The organism is Sphaerisporangium sp. NBC_01403 (genome assembly GCF_045040145.1).
Taxonomy (GTDB): Bacteria; Actinomycetota; Actinomycetes; order Streptosporangiales; family Streptosporangiaceae; genus Sphaerisporangium; species Sphaerisporangium viridialbum.
In genome coordinates this window covers 7,979,712-7,994,877 of record NZ_CP109534.1, presented here as the reverse complement: position 1 = coordinate 7,994,877, position 15,166 = coordinate 7,979,712, and the positions used below count along the sequence as shown (strand labels likewise).

The 15,166-nt window shown below is 68.6% G+C and carries 15 protein-coding genes and 1 tRNA gene; 7 read left to right on the top strand and 9 right to left on the bottom strand.

What is annotated here, in order from left to right; translation table 11 throughout:
- Positions 1-78: 78 nt before the first annotated feature.
- Entirely contained in the window at positions 79-495 is a 417-nt protein-coding gene (locus tag OG589_RS35955) for a hypothetical protein (RefSeq protein ID WP_405142743.1), read from the bottom strand.
- A gap of 222 nt (positions 496-717) precedes the next feature.
- On the opposite strand from OG589_RS35955, the gene OG589_RS35950 reads away from it, so the two are divergent.
- Both OG589_RS35950 and OG589_RS35945 read left to right on the top strand, forming a co-directional pair.
- A complete protein-coding gene (locus OG589_RS35950) occupies positions 718-1,251 on the top strand; it encodes a peptidylprolyl isomerase (RefSeq protein ID WP_405142741.1) in 534 nt (177 codons plus the stop codon).
- A 183-nt stretch (positions 1,252-1,434) separates the two neighbouring features.
- Positions 1,435-2,310 (top strand): rhomboid family intramembrane serine protease, encoded by an 876-nt coding sequence (locus OG589_RS35945; protein ID WP_405142740.1) that lies wholly within the window; start codon positions 1,435-1,437, stop codon positions 2,308-2,310.
- Positions 2,311-2,401: 91 nt separating this feature from the next.
- Here the strand turns inward: OG589_RS35945 and OG589_RS35940 are convergent, their stop codons facing one another.
- On the bottom strand, positions 2,402-2,647 hold the full coding sequence (locus OG589_RS35940) for a cell division protein CrgA (RefSeq protein ID WP_405142739.1): 246 nt from the start codon (positions 2,645-2,647) through the stop codon (positions 2,402-2,404).
- Between the two features lie 391 nt (positions 2,648-3,038).
- Here OG589_RS35940 and OG589_RS35935 point away from each other — a divergent pair, with 391 nt between their 5' ends.
- Genes OG589_RS35935 through OG589_RS35925 form a run of 3 tightly spaced genes read left to right on the top strand, consistent with a single transcriptional unit; the run spans position 3,039 to position 4,433 of the window.
- A complete protein-coding gene (locus tag OG589_RS35935) occupies positions 3,039-3,656 on the top strand; it encodes a class E sortase (RefSeq protein ID WP_405142738.1) in 618 nt (205 codons plus the stop codon).
- Between the two features lie 49 nt (positions 3,657-3,705).
- Positions 3,706-3,864: a hypothetical protein gene (locus OG589_RS35930; RefSeq protein WP_405142736.1), complete on the top strand. Its 159-nt coding sequence runs from the start codon at positions 3,706-3,708 to the stop codon at positions 3,862-3,864.
- Positions 3,861-4,433 (top strand): anthranilate synthase component II, encoded by a 573-nt coding sequence (locus tag OG589_RS35925; RefSeq protein ID WP_405142735.1) that lies wholly within the window; start codon positions 3,861-3,863, stop codon positions 4,431-4,433. Before OG589_RS35930 ends, OG589_RS35925 begins: the two co-directional genes overlap by 4 nt.
- Positions 4,434-4,516: 83 nt before the next feature.
- Here OG589_RS35925 and pknB read toward each other — a convergent pair whose 3' ends face one another.
- The 7 genes from pknB to OG589_RS35890 form a co-directional block, all read right to left on the bottom strand.
- On the bottom strand, positions 4,517-6,361 hold the full coding sequence (pknB, locus tag OG589_RS35920) for a Stk1 family PASTA domain-containing Ser/Thr kinase (protein ID WP_405142734.1): 1,845 nt from the start codon (positions 6,359-6,361) through the stop codon (positions 4,517-4,519).
- Between the two features lie 82 nt (positions 6,362-6,443).
- Positions 6,444-7,880 carry a serine/threonine-protein kinase gene (locus OG589_RS35915; protein WP_405142733.1) on the bottom strand — a complete coding sequence of 479 codons (1,437 nt, stop codon included), beginning with the start codon at positions 7,878-7,880 and terminating at the stop codon, positions 6,444-6,446.
- Positions 7,877-9,325: a peptidoglycan D,D-transpeptidase FtsI family protein gene (locus tag OG589_RS35910; RefSeq protein WP_405142731.1), complete on the bottom strand. Its 1,449-nt coding sequence runs from the start codon at positions 9,323-9,325 to the stop codon at positions 7,877-7,879. Before OG589_RS35910 ends, OG589_RS35915 begins: the two co-directional genes overlap by 4 nt.
- Positions 9,322-10,671, bottom strand: a complete 1,350-nt coding sequence (locus OG589_RS35905; RefSeq protein ID WP_405152196.1) for an FtsW/RodA/SpoVE family cell cycle protein — start codon at positions 10,669-10,671, stop codon at positions 9,322-9,324. The genes OG589_RS35910 and OG589_RS35905 overlap by 4 nt, the downstream gene beginning before the upstream one ends.
- A 30-nt stretch (positions 10,672-10,701) precedes the next feature.
- Positions 10,702-11,994: a Stp1/IreP family PP2C-type Ser/Thr phosphatase gene (locus OG589_RS35900; protein ID WP_405142730.1), complete on the bottom strand. Its 1,293-nt coding sequence runs from the start codon at positions 11,992-11,994 to the stop codon at positions 10,702-10,704.
- Positions 11,991-12,458 (bottom strand): FHA domain-containing protein, encoded by a 468-nt coding sequence (locus OG589_RS35895; protein WP_405142729.1) that lies wholly within the window; start codon positions 12,456-12,458, stop codon positions 11,991-11,993. Before OG589_RS35895 ends, OG589_RS35900 begins: the two co-directional genes overlap by 4 nt.
- A 17-nt stretch (positions 12,459-12,475) precedes the next feature.
- On the bottom strand, positions 12,476-13,216 hold the full coding sequence (locus OG589_RS35890) for an FhaA domain-containing protein (protein ID WP_405142728.1): 741 nt from the start codon (positions 13,214-13,216) through the stop codon (positions 12,476-12,478).
- Between the two features lie 92 nt (positions 13,217-13,308).
- Here OG589_RS35890 and OG589_RS35885 point away from each other — a divergent pair.
- Positions 13,309-13,391: transfer RNA gene (locus OG589_RS35885), tRNA-Leu, on the top strand.
- A gap of 607 nt (positions 13,392-13,998) precedes the next feature.
- Complete coding sequence (locus tag OG589_RS35880; RefSeq protein WP_405142727.1) at positions 13,999-15,144, top strand: MFS transporter; 1,146 nt, start codon at positions 13,999-14,001, stop codon at positions 15,142-15,144.
- Positions 15,145-15,166: the final 22 nt, after the last annotated feature.

Here is a 15,166-nt window from a genome sequence, read left to right as displayed (position 1 = left end):
CTAACAAGCGCTTGGGCAACCGTCAACAACGGGACGCGCCCCCCGGAAGGATCCGGGGGGCGCGTGCCGATCTTCAGATCAGTACATCCGGCGCGAGGTCTCGTCCGTTCTGCCGGCCTCGCTTGCTTCCTCCACCCTGTCGCCGGACCACCTGCTGGCGTCGGCCGCGGTGTCCTTCATCGAGTCGGCCCATTGGCGGGCGTTGTTGCGATACAGCACGATGCCCACCGCGCACGCGGCGAACCCGGCCAGCAACGCGACGGTCGACCAGCGACCGCGTCGCTTGACCGACGGTGCGGGATCGATCTTCTCCGCCGCCTGGACGAGGAACGCGCTGACCTTCGGCGCGATCTGCTCCTCGACCGAGTGAGCCGCGCGGTCGAGCTTGGGCGCGGCCCAGACGCGAGCGTCCTCGATCCGGTGTGCGGCGACCTCACGGGCGGTGCTCGCCATCGGCCGGACTTGTTCTGCCTTCCGGATGGCCTGGGTCTTCATTTGACCCATCCGCGTGCTGGGTATGACCAGCTTCACACGGCGTCTTCTCAGTGTCAGGGACACGATTACCTCCCCTGTCCTCGGGGCCCTGCACGCTCACCTTCCCGCTCGAAAGCGGCTCAATCCTGACGCGGCGTGGGAGGATGCCAGGTAGGCCAATGCGCCATAGCTATCAAAACATCACAAATCCGACCCAAAAATATCGAAGGGGGCAGTCCTCTCATGGCTGAGAATCTCATCGCGAAACTGCGGACCACTCTCGGAGACATCAAGCTCCGTCTTTTCCCCGACCACGCGCCGAAGACCGTGCGCAACTTCGTCGAGCTCGCCGAAGGCACCAGGGAATGGACCCACCCGGAGACCGGGGAGAAGACCAACGCCAAGCTGTACGACGGCACGATCTTCCACCGGGTCATCCAGGACTTCATGATCCAGGGCGGCGACCCGCTCGGCCAGGGCATCGGCGGTCCGGGGTACGACTTCGACGACGAGATCCACCCGGACCTGCAGTTCAACCGGCCCTACCTGCTCGGCATGGCCAACGCCGGCAAGCGCTTCGGCCGCGGGACGAACGGCTCGCAGTTCTTCATCACGGTCGTCCCGACGCCGCACCTCAACGGCAAGCACACCATCTTCGGTGAGGTGATCGAGGGGGCGGACGTCGTCGACGCGATCTCCAAGGCCCAGACCCGGCAGGAGCGCCCGGTCCCCGAGATCGTCCTGCAGGAGGTCACCATCGAGCGCGTGCAGTCCTGAGCCGCACGCGGGCCCGCGCGACGCCGGTCCCGCACACCAAGGCTCGCCGAAGGCGGCCCCGGTGCCCCGGGGCCGCCTGAAGCGACGATTTCCTCATGGCGCGGATGGCGCCGGGCACCCGGAGCGGTGAATAGGGTGGCAGTCTGTGGATAAGCGCACAGGCGAAGGGGCCTCGAACAGGCGATGACCACTCAGCCAGATCACCCGAACCAGTCGGACCGGCCCCAGGGGCAGGCGCAGCCTGATCCTTTCGCGGGCGCCGTTCCCACGTGCTACCGGCATCCCGGCCGCGAGACCTACGTGCGCTGCCAGCGCTGCGACCGGTCGATCTGCCCCGACTGCATGCGGGCGGCCTCGGTCGGCCACCAGTGCGTCGAGTGCGTGCGCGAGGGCAGCAGGACCATCCGCCAGGCCGAGGCGCCGTTCGGGGGCAGGCCCGTGACCACGCCCGTGGTGACGTGGACCCTCATGGCGATCAACGTGCTCGCCTACCTCGGCGAGGTGGCCAACGCGTCACTGGTCGGCCGCTACGAGATGTCGGCGTACGGGGTGGCCGCAGGCGAGTGGTGGCGCCTGCTCACCGGGGCGTTCCTGCACGCGCCGCCGCCGTCGTACTGGCACATCCTGTTCAACATGTGGGCGCTGTACGTCATCGGCCCGCAGCTCGAAAGGATGCTCGGCTCGCTGAGGTTCGGGGCCGTGTACCTTCTGGCGGCGCTCGGCGGCTCGGTGGCCGTCTATCTCACCGGCTCCGCCTCCGTGGGGGCCTCGGGCGCGATCTACGGCCTGTTCGGCGCGATGTTCGTGGTCGCCCGGCGCCTGGGTTTCGACGTGCGCGGCGTGCTCTGGCTGATCGGGATCAACGTGGTGCTGACCTTCGTGATCCCGGGGATCAGCTGGCAGGGCCACCTCGGCGGCCTGGTCACGGGCGCGCTGGTGACGGCCCTGTTCGCCTACGCGCCCGGCAAGAACCGCAAGGCCTTCCAGCTCGGTACGGCTCTCGCGGTGCTGGCCGTCTACGTGCTGATCGTGATGTTCCTTATGCCGTTGAGCGGCTAGACGGCCCTGTGGCGGAGCTGCTTCCCCAGGTTGTGGATAAAACCTGTGGAAAAATGTCCGCCACCTGCCGGGCGTGGCGTCGGGCGGGGTGTTATCGCCAGCGTGTGGACAGCACCACGCCGAAGATGATGAAGACGAAGCCGACCAGAAGGTTCCAGTTGCTCAGGGTGGCGATGCCCGGAGCGTTCGGCGCGATGTAGAAGACGGCGATCCACAGGATGCCGATGATCCACGAAGCGACCATGACCGGTGCCAGCCAGCGGGGGCTCACCTTGACCTGCTGCGACTTCTGCGGCGGGGTGTAGACCGCCTTCTTGCGAGTGTGAGACTTGGGCACGGCAGCTCTCCTGGTGGGGACCCGCGCGGTGTCGCGGGCTCTGGCAGCCAGCGTAGTCGCTGGTGTAGGAAGACCCGAGTAAGCCTAGTCGGCGCGGGCGTCGAACGGCGATTCCAGGCCGAACAAGCTCTCGTTCACGGCACGAAATCGCAGGACGCGGTGGCGCAAAGTCCGGGTCAAGGCGCGAGCGTCGTCCGGGCGGAGCAGGTCCGCCCCGAATACGCTCGCTGTCGCGAGGCGTGGATCGCGCGCCGCCGACCCTGATCCGGATATTTCATGACTATGTCGCCTGCTGTGGACGCATGTACTCGGTGAACAGGCTCGACGAGCCCAGGATGCCCGCCAGCCGCCGGGAAGGGGCCAGGGCGCGTCACGGGGTGGCTGAGCCCCCGTGAGGGCCCTGCTGCGCATCTGCGGCGAGCTGAGCATCACCGGCGGGCTCGTCATGCTGCTGTTCTGCGGCTACCTGCTGTGGGGCACCAGCTCGTACACCGAGTGGTACCAGCGCATCCTCAAGCAGCAGCTGCTGGACGGCCCGAAGCACGCGAAGCTCGCCAAGATCGACGTGGGCGATGCCGTCGCGCTCATCAGGATCCCCCGCCTCGGACGCGACTACGAGTACGCCATCCTCGAAGGCGTCACCTCCGAGGACCTGCGCAGGGGGCCGGGGCACTACCCGGGCACGGCGATGCCGGGCAAGGTGGGGAACTTCGTCCTGTCCGGGCACCGCACCACCTACGCGGCCCCCTTCAACCGCATCAACGAGCTGCGCCGCGGCGACGCCATCGTGATCGACGCCCCCGAGGCGCGCTACACCTACCGGGTGTCGAGCAAGAAGGTCGTCTACCCGGCGGACGTGGACGTCATCGCGCCCGTGCCCGACCATCCCGACAGCCGGCCGACCCAAGCCGTGATCACCCTGACGACCTGCCACCCGGAGTACTCCGCGCGGCAGCGGCTCATCGTCTTCGGCGTCCTTTCGAGCAAGCAGGATCGCCGATCGGCCTGACACACCGAAGCAGTCCGTTCACGAGCCAGGGCGGAAGAGAGGGGAGCCGATGTACGGATGGATCTGGCGGGTCATCCCCGGCGGCACCGGCGTGAAGGTCATCACCGTGCTGTTGCTGGCAGGCCTGGCCGGAGTCGTACTCTGGTACGTGGTGTTCCCCAAGCTAGAGCCGCACGTGCCCCTCGACCGGGTGACCGTAGGCCAATGACCCGCCTGCTCGTCGTGGACAACCATGACAGCTTCGTCCACACGATCGTGCAGTACCTCCGGCAGCTGGGCGCCGAGTGCGACGTCCGGCCGCGCGACCACGTGCGCGTGCGGGACGCCGAGGGGTTCGACGGGGTGGTCATCAGCCCCGGCCCCGGCACCCCTGAGGCGGCCGGGGTGAGCGTCCCCCTGGTGACCTTCTGCGCCGAGCGCGACCTTCCCCTGCTCGGCGTCTGCCTCGGCCACCAGGCCATCGCCGTGGCGTACGGAGGCGTCGTCGCCCGCGCGCCCGAGCTGATGCACGGCCGTACCAGCGAGATCGCCCACGACGGCAGGGGCGTGTTCGAGGGGCTGCCCTCGCCGGTCACCATGACGCGCTACCACTCGCTGGCCGTCGTCCCCGAGACGATGCCCGATGTGCTGGAGGTCAGCGCCGTCACCGACTCCGGGGTGATCATGGGGCTCAGGCACCGTGCCGCCCGGGTCGAGGGCGTGCAGTTCCACCCCGAGTCGGTGCTCTCGGACCACGGGCACGAGCTTCTCGCGAATTGGCTGGCGCAGATCGTGTAACACCGAGGGCTTCTGTGACGACTATCGGATGAGGGTCTCCGCCGTCGCCCCCGAGCGGCGGAGATCCTCTTCGTGTCGGCGGGTCAGTTGCCGAAGTTGTCCGGCGGCGGCTCGCTGAACGGGTCGTCGGTGGTCGGCTCGTCCGAGGGCTGGTCGGTCGGCTGGTCGGTCGGCTGGGTCGGCTGGTCCGTCGGGAAGGTCTGCTCCGGCGGTCCTGAGGACACCACCAGGGTGATCGTCATACCGGGCGTCAGCTTGGCGCCGCCTCGGGGGCTCTGGCTGATGACGCTGCCCTTGGGAACATCCTGGCTGGTCTGCTGGATGGTCTTGACCTTGAAGCCGGCCCCGGTCAGCGTGGCCTTGGCGTCGGCGACCGTCTGGCCAGTGACGTCAGCTACCTCGGTCTGCGCCTTGGGCACGTAGATCTTGACGATGCTGTTCTCGTCGACCTTCTCACCGGCGGCGGGCTTGGTCTGGAAGACCTTGTCCTGCTCCTTGCCGGAGACGACGCTGACGATCTGGGCCTTGAGCTTGTTCGACTCGAGGGTACTTGTGGCGTCGTCGATGCTGCTCCCGACCACGTCGGGCACGGCCACCTGCTTGACGCCCTTGGACACCTTGAGATCGACGTTGCTGCCCTTCGCCACCTGCTGGCCGGCCGGGGGGTCGGTCTCGATCACGGTGCCCTTGTCGACGTCGGAGTTGAACTCCTCGACGAGGTTGACCTTCAGGCCCTGGCTCTCCAGCTTGGCCTTCGCGGCCTCCGCGGTCTGGCCCTTGAAGGAGGGGATCTCGACCTGGCTGGCGACGTCCTGGCCGCCCGGCGAGCTGAGGAAGGCGTAGCCGATGCCGATGAAGGCGCCGATGACGAGCAACGGGACCAGGATCCACGCCGCCGTCTTCAGCGCGGTGTTGCCGGAGTTGGCGCGGCGGCGCTCGTAGCGGCCACCGGTCTGCGTCGGGGCGTAGTCGTACGCGGGGACCGCGTTGGCACGCTGGGTGGCGGGGCCGCCGGGCGCGTTCAGCGTGCGGGTCTGCTGGCCCGTGTAGTTGTTCTGGCTCAGGGCCATCGTCTGGGCGTCGACCGGCATGCCGGACATCGCCCGCTGGATGTCGGCCCGCATCTCGGCGGCGCTCTGGTAGCGGTGCGCGGGATCCTTGGCCATGGCCTTGAGCACGATGGCGTCGGCCCACTGCGGGATGTCGGGGTCGATCTGCGACGGCGGGATCGGGTCCTCGCGCACGTGCTGGTAGGCGATCGCCACGGGCGAGTCGCCGGTGAACGGCGGCTGCCCGGTCAGCAGCTCGTACAGCACGCAGCCCGTGGAGTAGATGTCGCTGCGGGCGTCGACGCGCTCGCCCCTCGCCTGCTCGGGCGAGAGGTACTGTGCGGTGCCGATGACCTGCGCGGTCTGGGTCATCGTGGCGGCGGAGTCCGCCATCGCCCGCGCGATGCCGAAGTCCATCACCTTGACGTCGCCGGCAAGCGTGATCATCACATTGGCGGGCTTGATGTCGCGGTGGACGATGCCGCCGCGGTGGCTGTAGTCCAGAGCCCTCAAGATGCCGTCGACCAGCTCGGTCGCCCGCTCGGGCAGCAGGCGCCGGTCGGCCCTCAGCAGGTCGCGGAGCGTGCGCCCGTCGACGAACTCCATGACGATGTACGGCACGGGGGTGCCCTCGGTCATGTCCTCGCCGGTGTCGTACACCGCCACGATCGAGGGGTGGTTCAAGGACGCCGCGGACTGGGCCTCACGGCGGAAACGGGCCTGGAAGATATGGTCTCTCGCCAGATCGGAACGCAGTGTCTTGATCGCGACAACACGGTCCAGCCGGAGGTCCCGGGCGCGATACACCTCGGCCATGCCGCCGCGCCCGACGACCCCGTCGAGCTCATAGCGACCGCCGAGTAGCCGAGGCTGAGTCATTTCCTGCACTGTCCCTTGCCGTTCATCTTGGGTACCGGCCCGCGGTGCGGCTGCCGGTGTCCATCATCGACCCCGCGCCGCATTACGTCTCCCCGTTCGGGGGGATTGTGGTGCTTGCGGATGAGCTGGGGCTTGGCGTCTCACTCGGCGTGGGGGTCGGTGTGGGCGTCGGAGTAGGGGTTGGACTAGGAGACGGAGTGGGCGTCGGCGTACGCTCCTGAGTCGGTGTAGCCGATGTGCTTACCGTAGCCGACCGTGACACCGTGGGCTTGACAGACTTCACGGGTTTCGGTCGAAGCGGTGTCGTCGCGGGCTTCGACGGGGACGACGATCGCGTGGGATCGCCGGTCGTCGGGTTGACCGGCTGCGAGGGGCCGCTGTTGAGCCCCAGCTCAGGGAGCCCGCCCGCTGCCAGGGCCCCGAATCCGACCGCGGCCGCACAGCCCGCCGCGGCGAAGAACCCGATCGCCACGCGCTTGCGCCTGCGCCTCGGCGCCGCCGCCGGACGCGTGCTCCGGGGGCCCGCGGGGGGATGCCCGATGCGCGTGGAGGTGCGCGGCGGGACGGCCGTGCCGGTGGTCTCGTACAGGCCGGCGAACGGGTCGCCCGGCTGGTCGAGCGCTCCCGACTGCTCCAGCGCTTCGCGGACGGCGAAACCAGACGGGTCGGTGAGCATGCTCAGCTGGGAGGCGCTCGGGGTGGAGAGCGAGTCGCGCAGCACCATCGCCCGGTCGGCCAGCTCGCGCGTGGTGGCGGGCCGGTGGTCGGGGCTCTTCGCGAGCATGGCCATGACCAGGTCGCGGACGGGCTTCGGCACGCTGTCGGGAAGCGGGGGCACCTGCTCGTTCATGTGGAGCAGGGCGATGGCCACCTGGTTGGGCGCCGTGAAGGGCGGCCGCCCCGCGAGGCACTCGTACGCCACGACGCCGAGGGAGTAGATGTCGGTCGACGGGGTCAGGGCGCTGCCCGAGGCCTGCTCAGGGCTGACGTACTGCGCGGTGCCGAGCACGGTGCCCGTCATGGTCATGCGGGAGCCTTCGAGGGCCCGCGCGATGCCGAAGTCGGTGACCTTGATGATCCCGGTCTCGGTGACGAGGATGTTACCCGGCTTGATGTCGCGGTGGATGATGCCCGACCGGTGTGCGGTGTGCAGCGCCCGTGCCGTCTGGCCGATCACGTCGAGGGTGACCTCGGGGCTCAGCGTGCCGTTGCGGGCCAGTATCGCCGCCAGCGGCTCGCCGGGAACCAGCTCCATCACCAGGTAGGCGATGTCGTCCTGCTCGCCGTAGTCGAAGACCTGGGCGATGCCGGAGTCGGCCAGGCCGGCGGTGATGCGCGCCTCGTTGCGGAAGCGCTCGCGGAACTCGGGGTCCGCGGCCACGTGCTGGCGCAGGAGCTTGACCGCGACCTCCCGGCCCAGAAGCCGGTCGGACGCGCGCCAGACCTCCCCCATGCCGCCGGTCGCGATGCGAGCGGTCAGCCGGTAGCGGTTGCTCAGCTCCCGGTCGGCGAAGGTCACTGCCCGAGCACCGCCTGCATGACGTCGTGCGCGATGGGCGCGGCGACCGCGCCGCCGGTCGCGTCGTTGCCGGCGCTGCCGGACTCGACGAACACCGCGACGGCGACCTTGGGGTCCTCGGCGGGCGCGAAGGCGATGAACCAGGCGTGCGACGCCTGCCCCTTGGCGGTCTCGGCGGTTCCGGTCTTGCCGGCCACGGTGATGCCGGGGAGCTGGGCGGCCTTGCCGGTGCCGTTCTGCACCACGCTGATCATCATCTTGCGGAGCTCGTCGGCGACCTGCGGAGTGACGGCCTCGTCGAGCTCCTGGGGCCGCGCGCTGTCGATCTCGTCGCCGTCGGGGCTGACGATCTTGTTCACGAGGTAGGGCTTCATGACCTTGCCCTCGTTGGCGACGCCGGCGGCCACCATGGCCATCTGCAGGGGCGTGATCTGGTTGCTGCGCTGGCCGATCGAGGTCTGCGCCAGCGCGGCCTTGCCCTCGTCGGGGCCGATGTCGCTCGCGACCACGTTCAGCGGGATCGACATGGGCTCGCCCATCCCGAACTTCGCTGCCTGCTCTTTCAGCTTGTCGTAGCCCAATTCGAGGCCCATGGTGCCGAACGCCGTGTTGCACGAGATCGTCAGGGCGTCGAGGAGCGTGGCGCGGCCGCCGCACGACTCGCCATGGTAGTTGGGCAGGCCGATGTTGGTGCCGGGCAGCGGCAGGACGTTGGGCGCGTCCACCTCGGTCTGGGCGTTGCGCGAGCTGTCCTCGCTGAGGTACGCCGCCGAGGTGACCACCTTGAACGTCGAGCCGGGGGCGTAGGTGGTCAAGATGGCGCGGTTCAGCAGCGGCTTGTTGTCGTCCTTGTTGAGCTTGTTGTAGACCCTCGCGGCCTTGGACTTGTCGGGGGCCGCCATCGTGTTCGGGTCGAAGGTCGGCAGCGAGACCATGGTGAGGATCGCCCCGGTCCTCGGGTCGAGCGCCACCACGGCGCCACGCTTGCCACTCCTCTGCATGTCCTCGTAAGCGATCTTCTGGGCCTTGGGCACCAGGGTCAGGTCGACGGCGGCGCCGCGGGTCGGCTTGCTAGTGATCAGGTCGACCGTACGGCGGACGAACAGGTCGGGGTGGGTGCCGTCGAGGTACTTGTTCTCGGCGCCCTCGATGCCCTGCGCGCTCTCAGGAGCGAAGAAGCCGATGACGGGAGCGTAGATCGGGCCGTCGGTGTACTTGCGCTGGAACCTGAACGTGCCGCCGACATCGACCGACTTGGCCAGCGTCTCGCCGCCGGCGGTGATCATGCCGCGCTCGGTCTGGTAGCGGGCGAAGAAGCTCCGCGTGTTCCGGTTGTCGGTGCGCAGCTCGTCCGCCTTGACCGCCTGCAGGTAGTTGATGTTGATCATCAGCAGGCCGAACATGAGCAGGCAGGCCACGGAGGCGCGCTTGAGCGTGCCGTTCATCGCTGAAACACCTGCGTCAGTCCCTCGTCCTGGATGGCTTGCGGCGGCGGGCGCCGTGCGGCGTCTGACATGCGTACCAGCAAGGCGATAAGGATCCAGTTAGCCAGGAGGGCGGAGCCGCCCTGAGACATGAACGGCGTGACCAGGCCAGTAAGGGGAATCAGGTTGGTCACGCCACCGACGATGATGAAGACCTGCCACGCCAGGATGAACGAGATGCCGCCCGCCAGGAGCTTGCTGAAGGGGTCGCGGGCCGCGATGGCCGTACGCAGGCCGCGCTCCACGATCAGGGCGTACACCATGAGCAGTGCCATCAGGCCGGTGAGGCCGAGCTCCTCGCCGGTGGCGGGGAAGATGAAGTCGGAGAACGACAGCGGGATCAGGTCGGGGTGGCCCTGGCCGAGGCCGGTGCCGAGGATGCCGCCCGAGCCCATGCCGAACAGGCCCTGCATGAGCTGGTAGCTGCTGCCGAAATCACGCTCATAGAGAGCCTGGCTGCTCGGGTTCAGCCAGACGTCGAACCGGGCGCCGACGTGGCTGAAGAGCTGGCCGGCGACGAAGGCGCCGCCGATGAAGAGCAGGACACCGATCAGCACCCAGGAGGTGCGCTGCGTGGCGATGTAGAGCATCGCGATGAACGCGCCGAACAGCAGGAGCGAGGTGCCGAGGTCCTTCTCCATGACCAGCACGCCGACGCTGACCACCCAGGTGATGAGCACTGGGCCGAGGTCGCGGGCGCGCGGCAGGTCGATCAGGAGCAGGCGGCGCCCGGCGAGCGCGAGCACGTCGCGCTTGGCGACGAGGTAGCCGGCGAAGAAGATGACCAGGGCCAGCTTGGCGAACTCGCCCGGCTGGATGGAGAACCCGCCGACGCCGATCCAGATGCGGGCGCCGTTGATCTCCTTGCCCAGGAGGGGCAACAGAGGGAGGATCAGCAGCCCGAGGCCCACGAAGCCCGCGGTGTAGGTCATCCGCTGGAGGGCGCGGTGGTCACGCAGCACGATGAGCGTGACGGAGAACATGACGACGCCGAGCGCGGTCCAGAAGAGCTGGTTGCTCGCGGAGGCCAGTTTCGGCGCCGACTGCTCGATGCGGTAGATCATCACCAGGCCGAGGCCGTTGACGAGCGTCACCAGCGGAAGCACCAGAGGGTCGGCCCAGGGGGCGAACTTGGCCAGCACGAAGTACGCGGCGAGCATCAGGCCGCCCAGACCGAGGCCGTAGGTCAGCATGCCCGCGGGGACCTGGCCGTTCCTGCCCAGCCCGACGCTTGCGTAGGCGACCATGACGATCGCGACGGCGAAGGCGAGCATGACAAGCTGCGCCCCTCGCCGTTTGGCGGTCATGGGGACGGCCGCGACGTCGACGGCACTCACTTAGGAGGACTCCGTGGGGCTGGGGGAAGCCGTCGGCTCGGTGGTCTTCTGGTTGCCGCCGGATTTGGCCTTCAAATCGTTGATCTTGGTCTTTCCTGCCTGGAGGTCGGCTACTGGAATGCCCCGTCGCACCTGCTCGCGCTCGGGCTCGGGGATCGAGGACACCGACAAGCCGGTGCTCTCGGCCACGGAGTTCAGTTGGATCGGTCCGATGGTGCTGTCGACCCCGCGAAACAACACTAGCTCGTCACCTTGGGCCCCGACGTAGTACTGATCTTGGGTCCACTTGTAGCCGTAGTAGCCGCCGCCCCCGAGGACCAGCACCAGCAGGACCAGCACGACCAGCGTGACCGGCCACAGGCGGCGGCGTCTGACACGCCGCGGGGCGGCCGCGGCGTTCGCCGCCGGGCCGCCCGCAGGCTGGTCGTCGAGGTCGTCGTCCACGATCACGGGCTGGGGAGCGGTGATCGTGGACGCGCGCCCCGCAGGCGTGTCAGGGGGTTGGGATCGGAGGCGGTTCGACCCCGCGGCGCCTACCACCGCGGCGTCGCCGGCCACCACCTGGCCTTCCTCGATCTCGACCACGTCGGCGACGATGCAGGTGATGTTGTCGGGGCCTCCGCCCCGGTTGGCGAGGTCGATGAGCTGGCGGACCACGGAGTCCGGCTCCTCGACCGTGGTCAGGGTGTGGTGCAGGGTCTCGGCGCTGACCACGCTGGAGAGACCGTCCGAGCAGAGAAGGTAGCGGTCGTTGATCTGGGCCTCGCGAAGCGAGAGGTCGGGATCGACCTCGCCGCTGCCGTCGAGGGCCCGGAGCAGGATCGAACGCTGTGGATGGCTGGCGGCTTCCTCCTGCGTGATCCTTCCGTCGTCCACGAGCGACTGCACCAGGGTGTGGTCATGAGTGATCTGGTACAGCTCGCCGTTGCGGAGGAGGTAGGCGCGGGAGTCGCCGACGTGGACGAGGGCGACGCGGGTGCCTGACCACAGCATCGCCGTGAGTGTGGTGCCCATGCCCTTGAGGCTGGGATCACGGCCGACCATCTCGTGCAGCTTGCGATTGGCGTCGCGCACCGCGGCCTCGATGGCGCTGAGCAGGTCACCCCCGGATGTGTCCCGGTCAAGGGACGACATGGCGGTGATGGCGACCGAACTGGCCACCTCACCGTGAGCGTGCCCGCCCATACCGTCTGCGACGGCGAGCAGGCGCGGGCTCGCGTACGCCGAGTCCTCGTTTCCTTCACGGAGGAGGCCGACGTCCGAGCGGGCGGCGTAGCGGAGTGCGATTGTCATTTGCGCAATTCGATGACGGTTTTGCCGATGCGAATCGGAACGCCGAGGTGCACCGGCATCGGACGGGTCACTTTGGAGCGGTCGAGATACGTGCCGTTGGTCGAGCCGAGGTCTTCCACGACCCACTGACCGTCCTGGGGGAACAGCCGGGCGTGCCGGCTGGAAGCGTAATCGTCGCTGAGTACCAGCGTGGCGTCATTCGCCCGACCGATAGTGATTGGCGTCTCCGTGAGGTTGATGATGGTCCCTTGTAGGGGACCACCGGTAACGACCAGTTGTCGCGGCTCCCCCTTCTTCGGCTTGGCAGGCTGACGTGCGGGTTTGGCTGGCTTGCGCACAGCTGCCGGAGCCGCCGTACGTGATCCGAACAAGTCTGTCCGGATCACACCCACCGCGGCAATCACAAAGAACCACAGCACCGCGAGGAACGCGAGCCGGATCAGCAGCAGAGTGAGCTCGGACATGGACCGTTTGTCTACCCTTAATCGCGCCGGAACACCAGGGTTGTGCGACCCAAGGTGACTCGGGTGCCGTCCTGGAGCTCGATCCGGCGAACCGGCTGGCCGTTGACGAAAGTGCCGTTGGTTGAACCGAGATCGACGAGGGCCACAAGCGGGCCCTCGACCCTGAGCTCGGCATGGTGCCTGGAGACGCCAGGGTCCACCAACCGCAGGTCGCAGTCGGTGCCCCTTCCAAGAAGCGTCACGGGGGTCGTCAGCTCATAGGACCGCTGGCCCTGCGGGTCGTCCTGAGTGGACACCAGCAGGCGTGGGCGGCCGCCGAACGCGCTCGGCTTGCTCGCCGGGAGATCGCTGGCAGGCTGCCGGATCTCGTCCTGCTCGACCGTGGCCCCCCGGATGACTCCCGAGCGGATGCGGAACAGGCCCACCGCCAGATCGTCGGCGGTCTCGAAGCGAACCCGGACGGGTCCCACGAACGAGTACCCCTGTTCCTTGGCGTACTCCCTGGCGAGGTTGGCGAGCTCATGACTGATGCTGTCGGCGTACACCTCCAGACGCTCGCTGTCGGTCGTGGACAGCTCCACCACGAAGTCGTTGGGCACAAGAGTGCGACCCTGTGCCACGATCGCGGCTCGTTCGTCCATCTCCCGCTGCACCGCGCTGGCGACCTCGACCGGCTGAAGGTCAGATTTGAACGCCCGCGCAAAGGCCCCCTCAACCAAGCCTTCGAGCCTTCGCTCGAAGCGCTGAAGGACTCCCACCGGGTACCTCCCTTCCTCCATCGTCTAGGAGGATCGTATCCGGGTTCGGTGGCATGCACGGATCCGTGCTAGCCTTTCCACGCACTCAAAGAGGGCGAGTGGCGGAACGGCAGACGCGCACGGTTCAGGTCCGTGTGTCCGAAAGGACGTGAGGGTTCAAATCCCTCCTCGCCCACAAGGCCCCCGGCTGGTCGAAGCGGAAGCTTCTTCCGCCGGGGTTTTTGTGTCTTCCCAGGGGGGCGACCCCCTGGAACCCCCGAGGGACCCCCGGCTGGTCGAAGCGGAAGCTTCTTCCGCCGGGGTTTTTGTGTCTTCCCAGGGGGGCGACCCCCTGGAACCCCCGAGGGACCCCCGGCCGGTGGAAGCGGAAGCTTCTTCCTTGCGGTTCGGTGTGCTGTCACGTTCATTCTCCTCCGGGGTGTGGTGCTTCCAAGGAGCCGGCCCATGAAACCCCGAAGGCTCGAAGTCCTGTGGCTCCCGCCGGCACCCGGCCCTTGTGGCGCACAGGACACCCCTCTGGCGAAGGGGCTCCGATCAAGGTAGTGGGTGGCACCCGGGGAGAGAAGCCCGGCCGGAGGTCTGAGTCCTTTCCTTTACTCTCTGGGTCCGGATCGCCCACGTCGGATTGTCTAACGGGCGCGGCTTTCAGATCACTTTCGGGGCACTTGCACCGAGGGCCCGTCGTCCACTCGCGTGCGGACTCCCACCTGAGAAAATGACCTCGGGTCTCGACATTCAAGACAGATTGTCTTGTGAGGCGAGATAAGTCCTATGGTGCCCGCATGAGGGCACCGAATCGCTGGGCGATGCTCAGCCTGGGCATGGCCGCGCAGGGCGCGGGCTGCGTGTTCATGTACGGCCTGCCGTTCCTCGTCCCGGTCCTGCGCGAGGAGCTGGGCCTCGGCCTGGCGCAGGCGGGCCTCGTCGTGGGGGCGCCGAGCGCGGGGATGCTGTTCACGCTCATCGCCTGGGGCTGGTTCGCCGACCGTTACGGCGAGCGCCTGGCGATGACCCTCGGCCTGGGGCTGGCGACGACGTTCCTGGCCTGCGCGGCCTTCACCACCACCGCGGGGCCTCTGGCCGTCCTGCTCGCGCTCGCCGGCGCGTCGGGGGCCTCGGCGAACGCAGCCAGTGGCCGGGTGGTGCTGGGGTGGTTCCCCGCCGAGCGGCGCGGCGTGGCGATGGGATGGCGGCAGACCGCCCAGCCCATCGGGGTGGCTGTGGCCGGCGCCGTCCTGCCGTCCATGGGGAGCCTGCGGGACGCCCTCCTCACGATGGCGGGCATCTGCCTGGTCACGGCCGTCGCGGTCGTGTCCATGGTCGTCGACCCCCCGCGCAAGCAGGCGCGGCCGGGAGAGCGGGCCGAGTCTCCGTACCGCTCTCCCCGGCTGTGGCGCGTCCACGCGGCCAGCATGCTGCTCGTCGTCCCGCAGTTCGCGACGGCGGCGTTCGCGCTCACCTATCTGGTGGCGGAGCGCCACTGGGAGCCCGCCGCCGCCGGACAGCTCGTGGCGGCCGCGCAGTTCGCGGGGGCGGGCGGGCGGCTCCTGTGCGGGCGGTGGTCCGACTGGGCGCGCAGCCGCGTACGTCCCATGCGGCAGCTCGCGCTCGTCAACGCGAGCGTGATGGTCCTGCTGGCGCTCGCGGTCCAGACGGGCTCCACGGCCGGGACCCCGCTGCTGATCGCCGCGCTGGTGATCTCGATGAGCGGCAACGGCCTGGCGTTCACCGCCGTGTCCGAGATGGCCGGATCCTCCTGGGCGGGCCGGGCGCTGGGCGGCCAGAACACGGTGCAGAACGTGGCCGCGGCGGCCACCCCGGCCGCGCTGGGCGTGCTCATCACCCAGACCGGGTTCGGCGCCGCCTTCGGCCTGGCGGGCGCCCTCGCCCTGGCCGCCGCGTTCGCGACGCCCTCAGAAGGCGCCTGAGCGGGGCTCCTGGGCAGGAGCC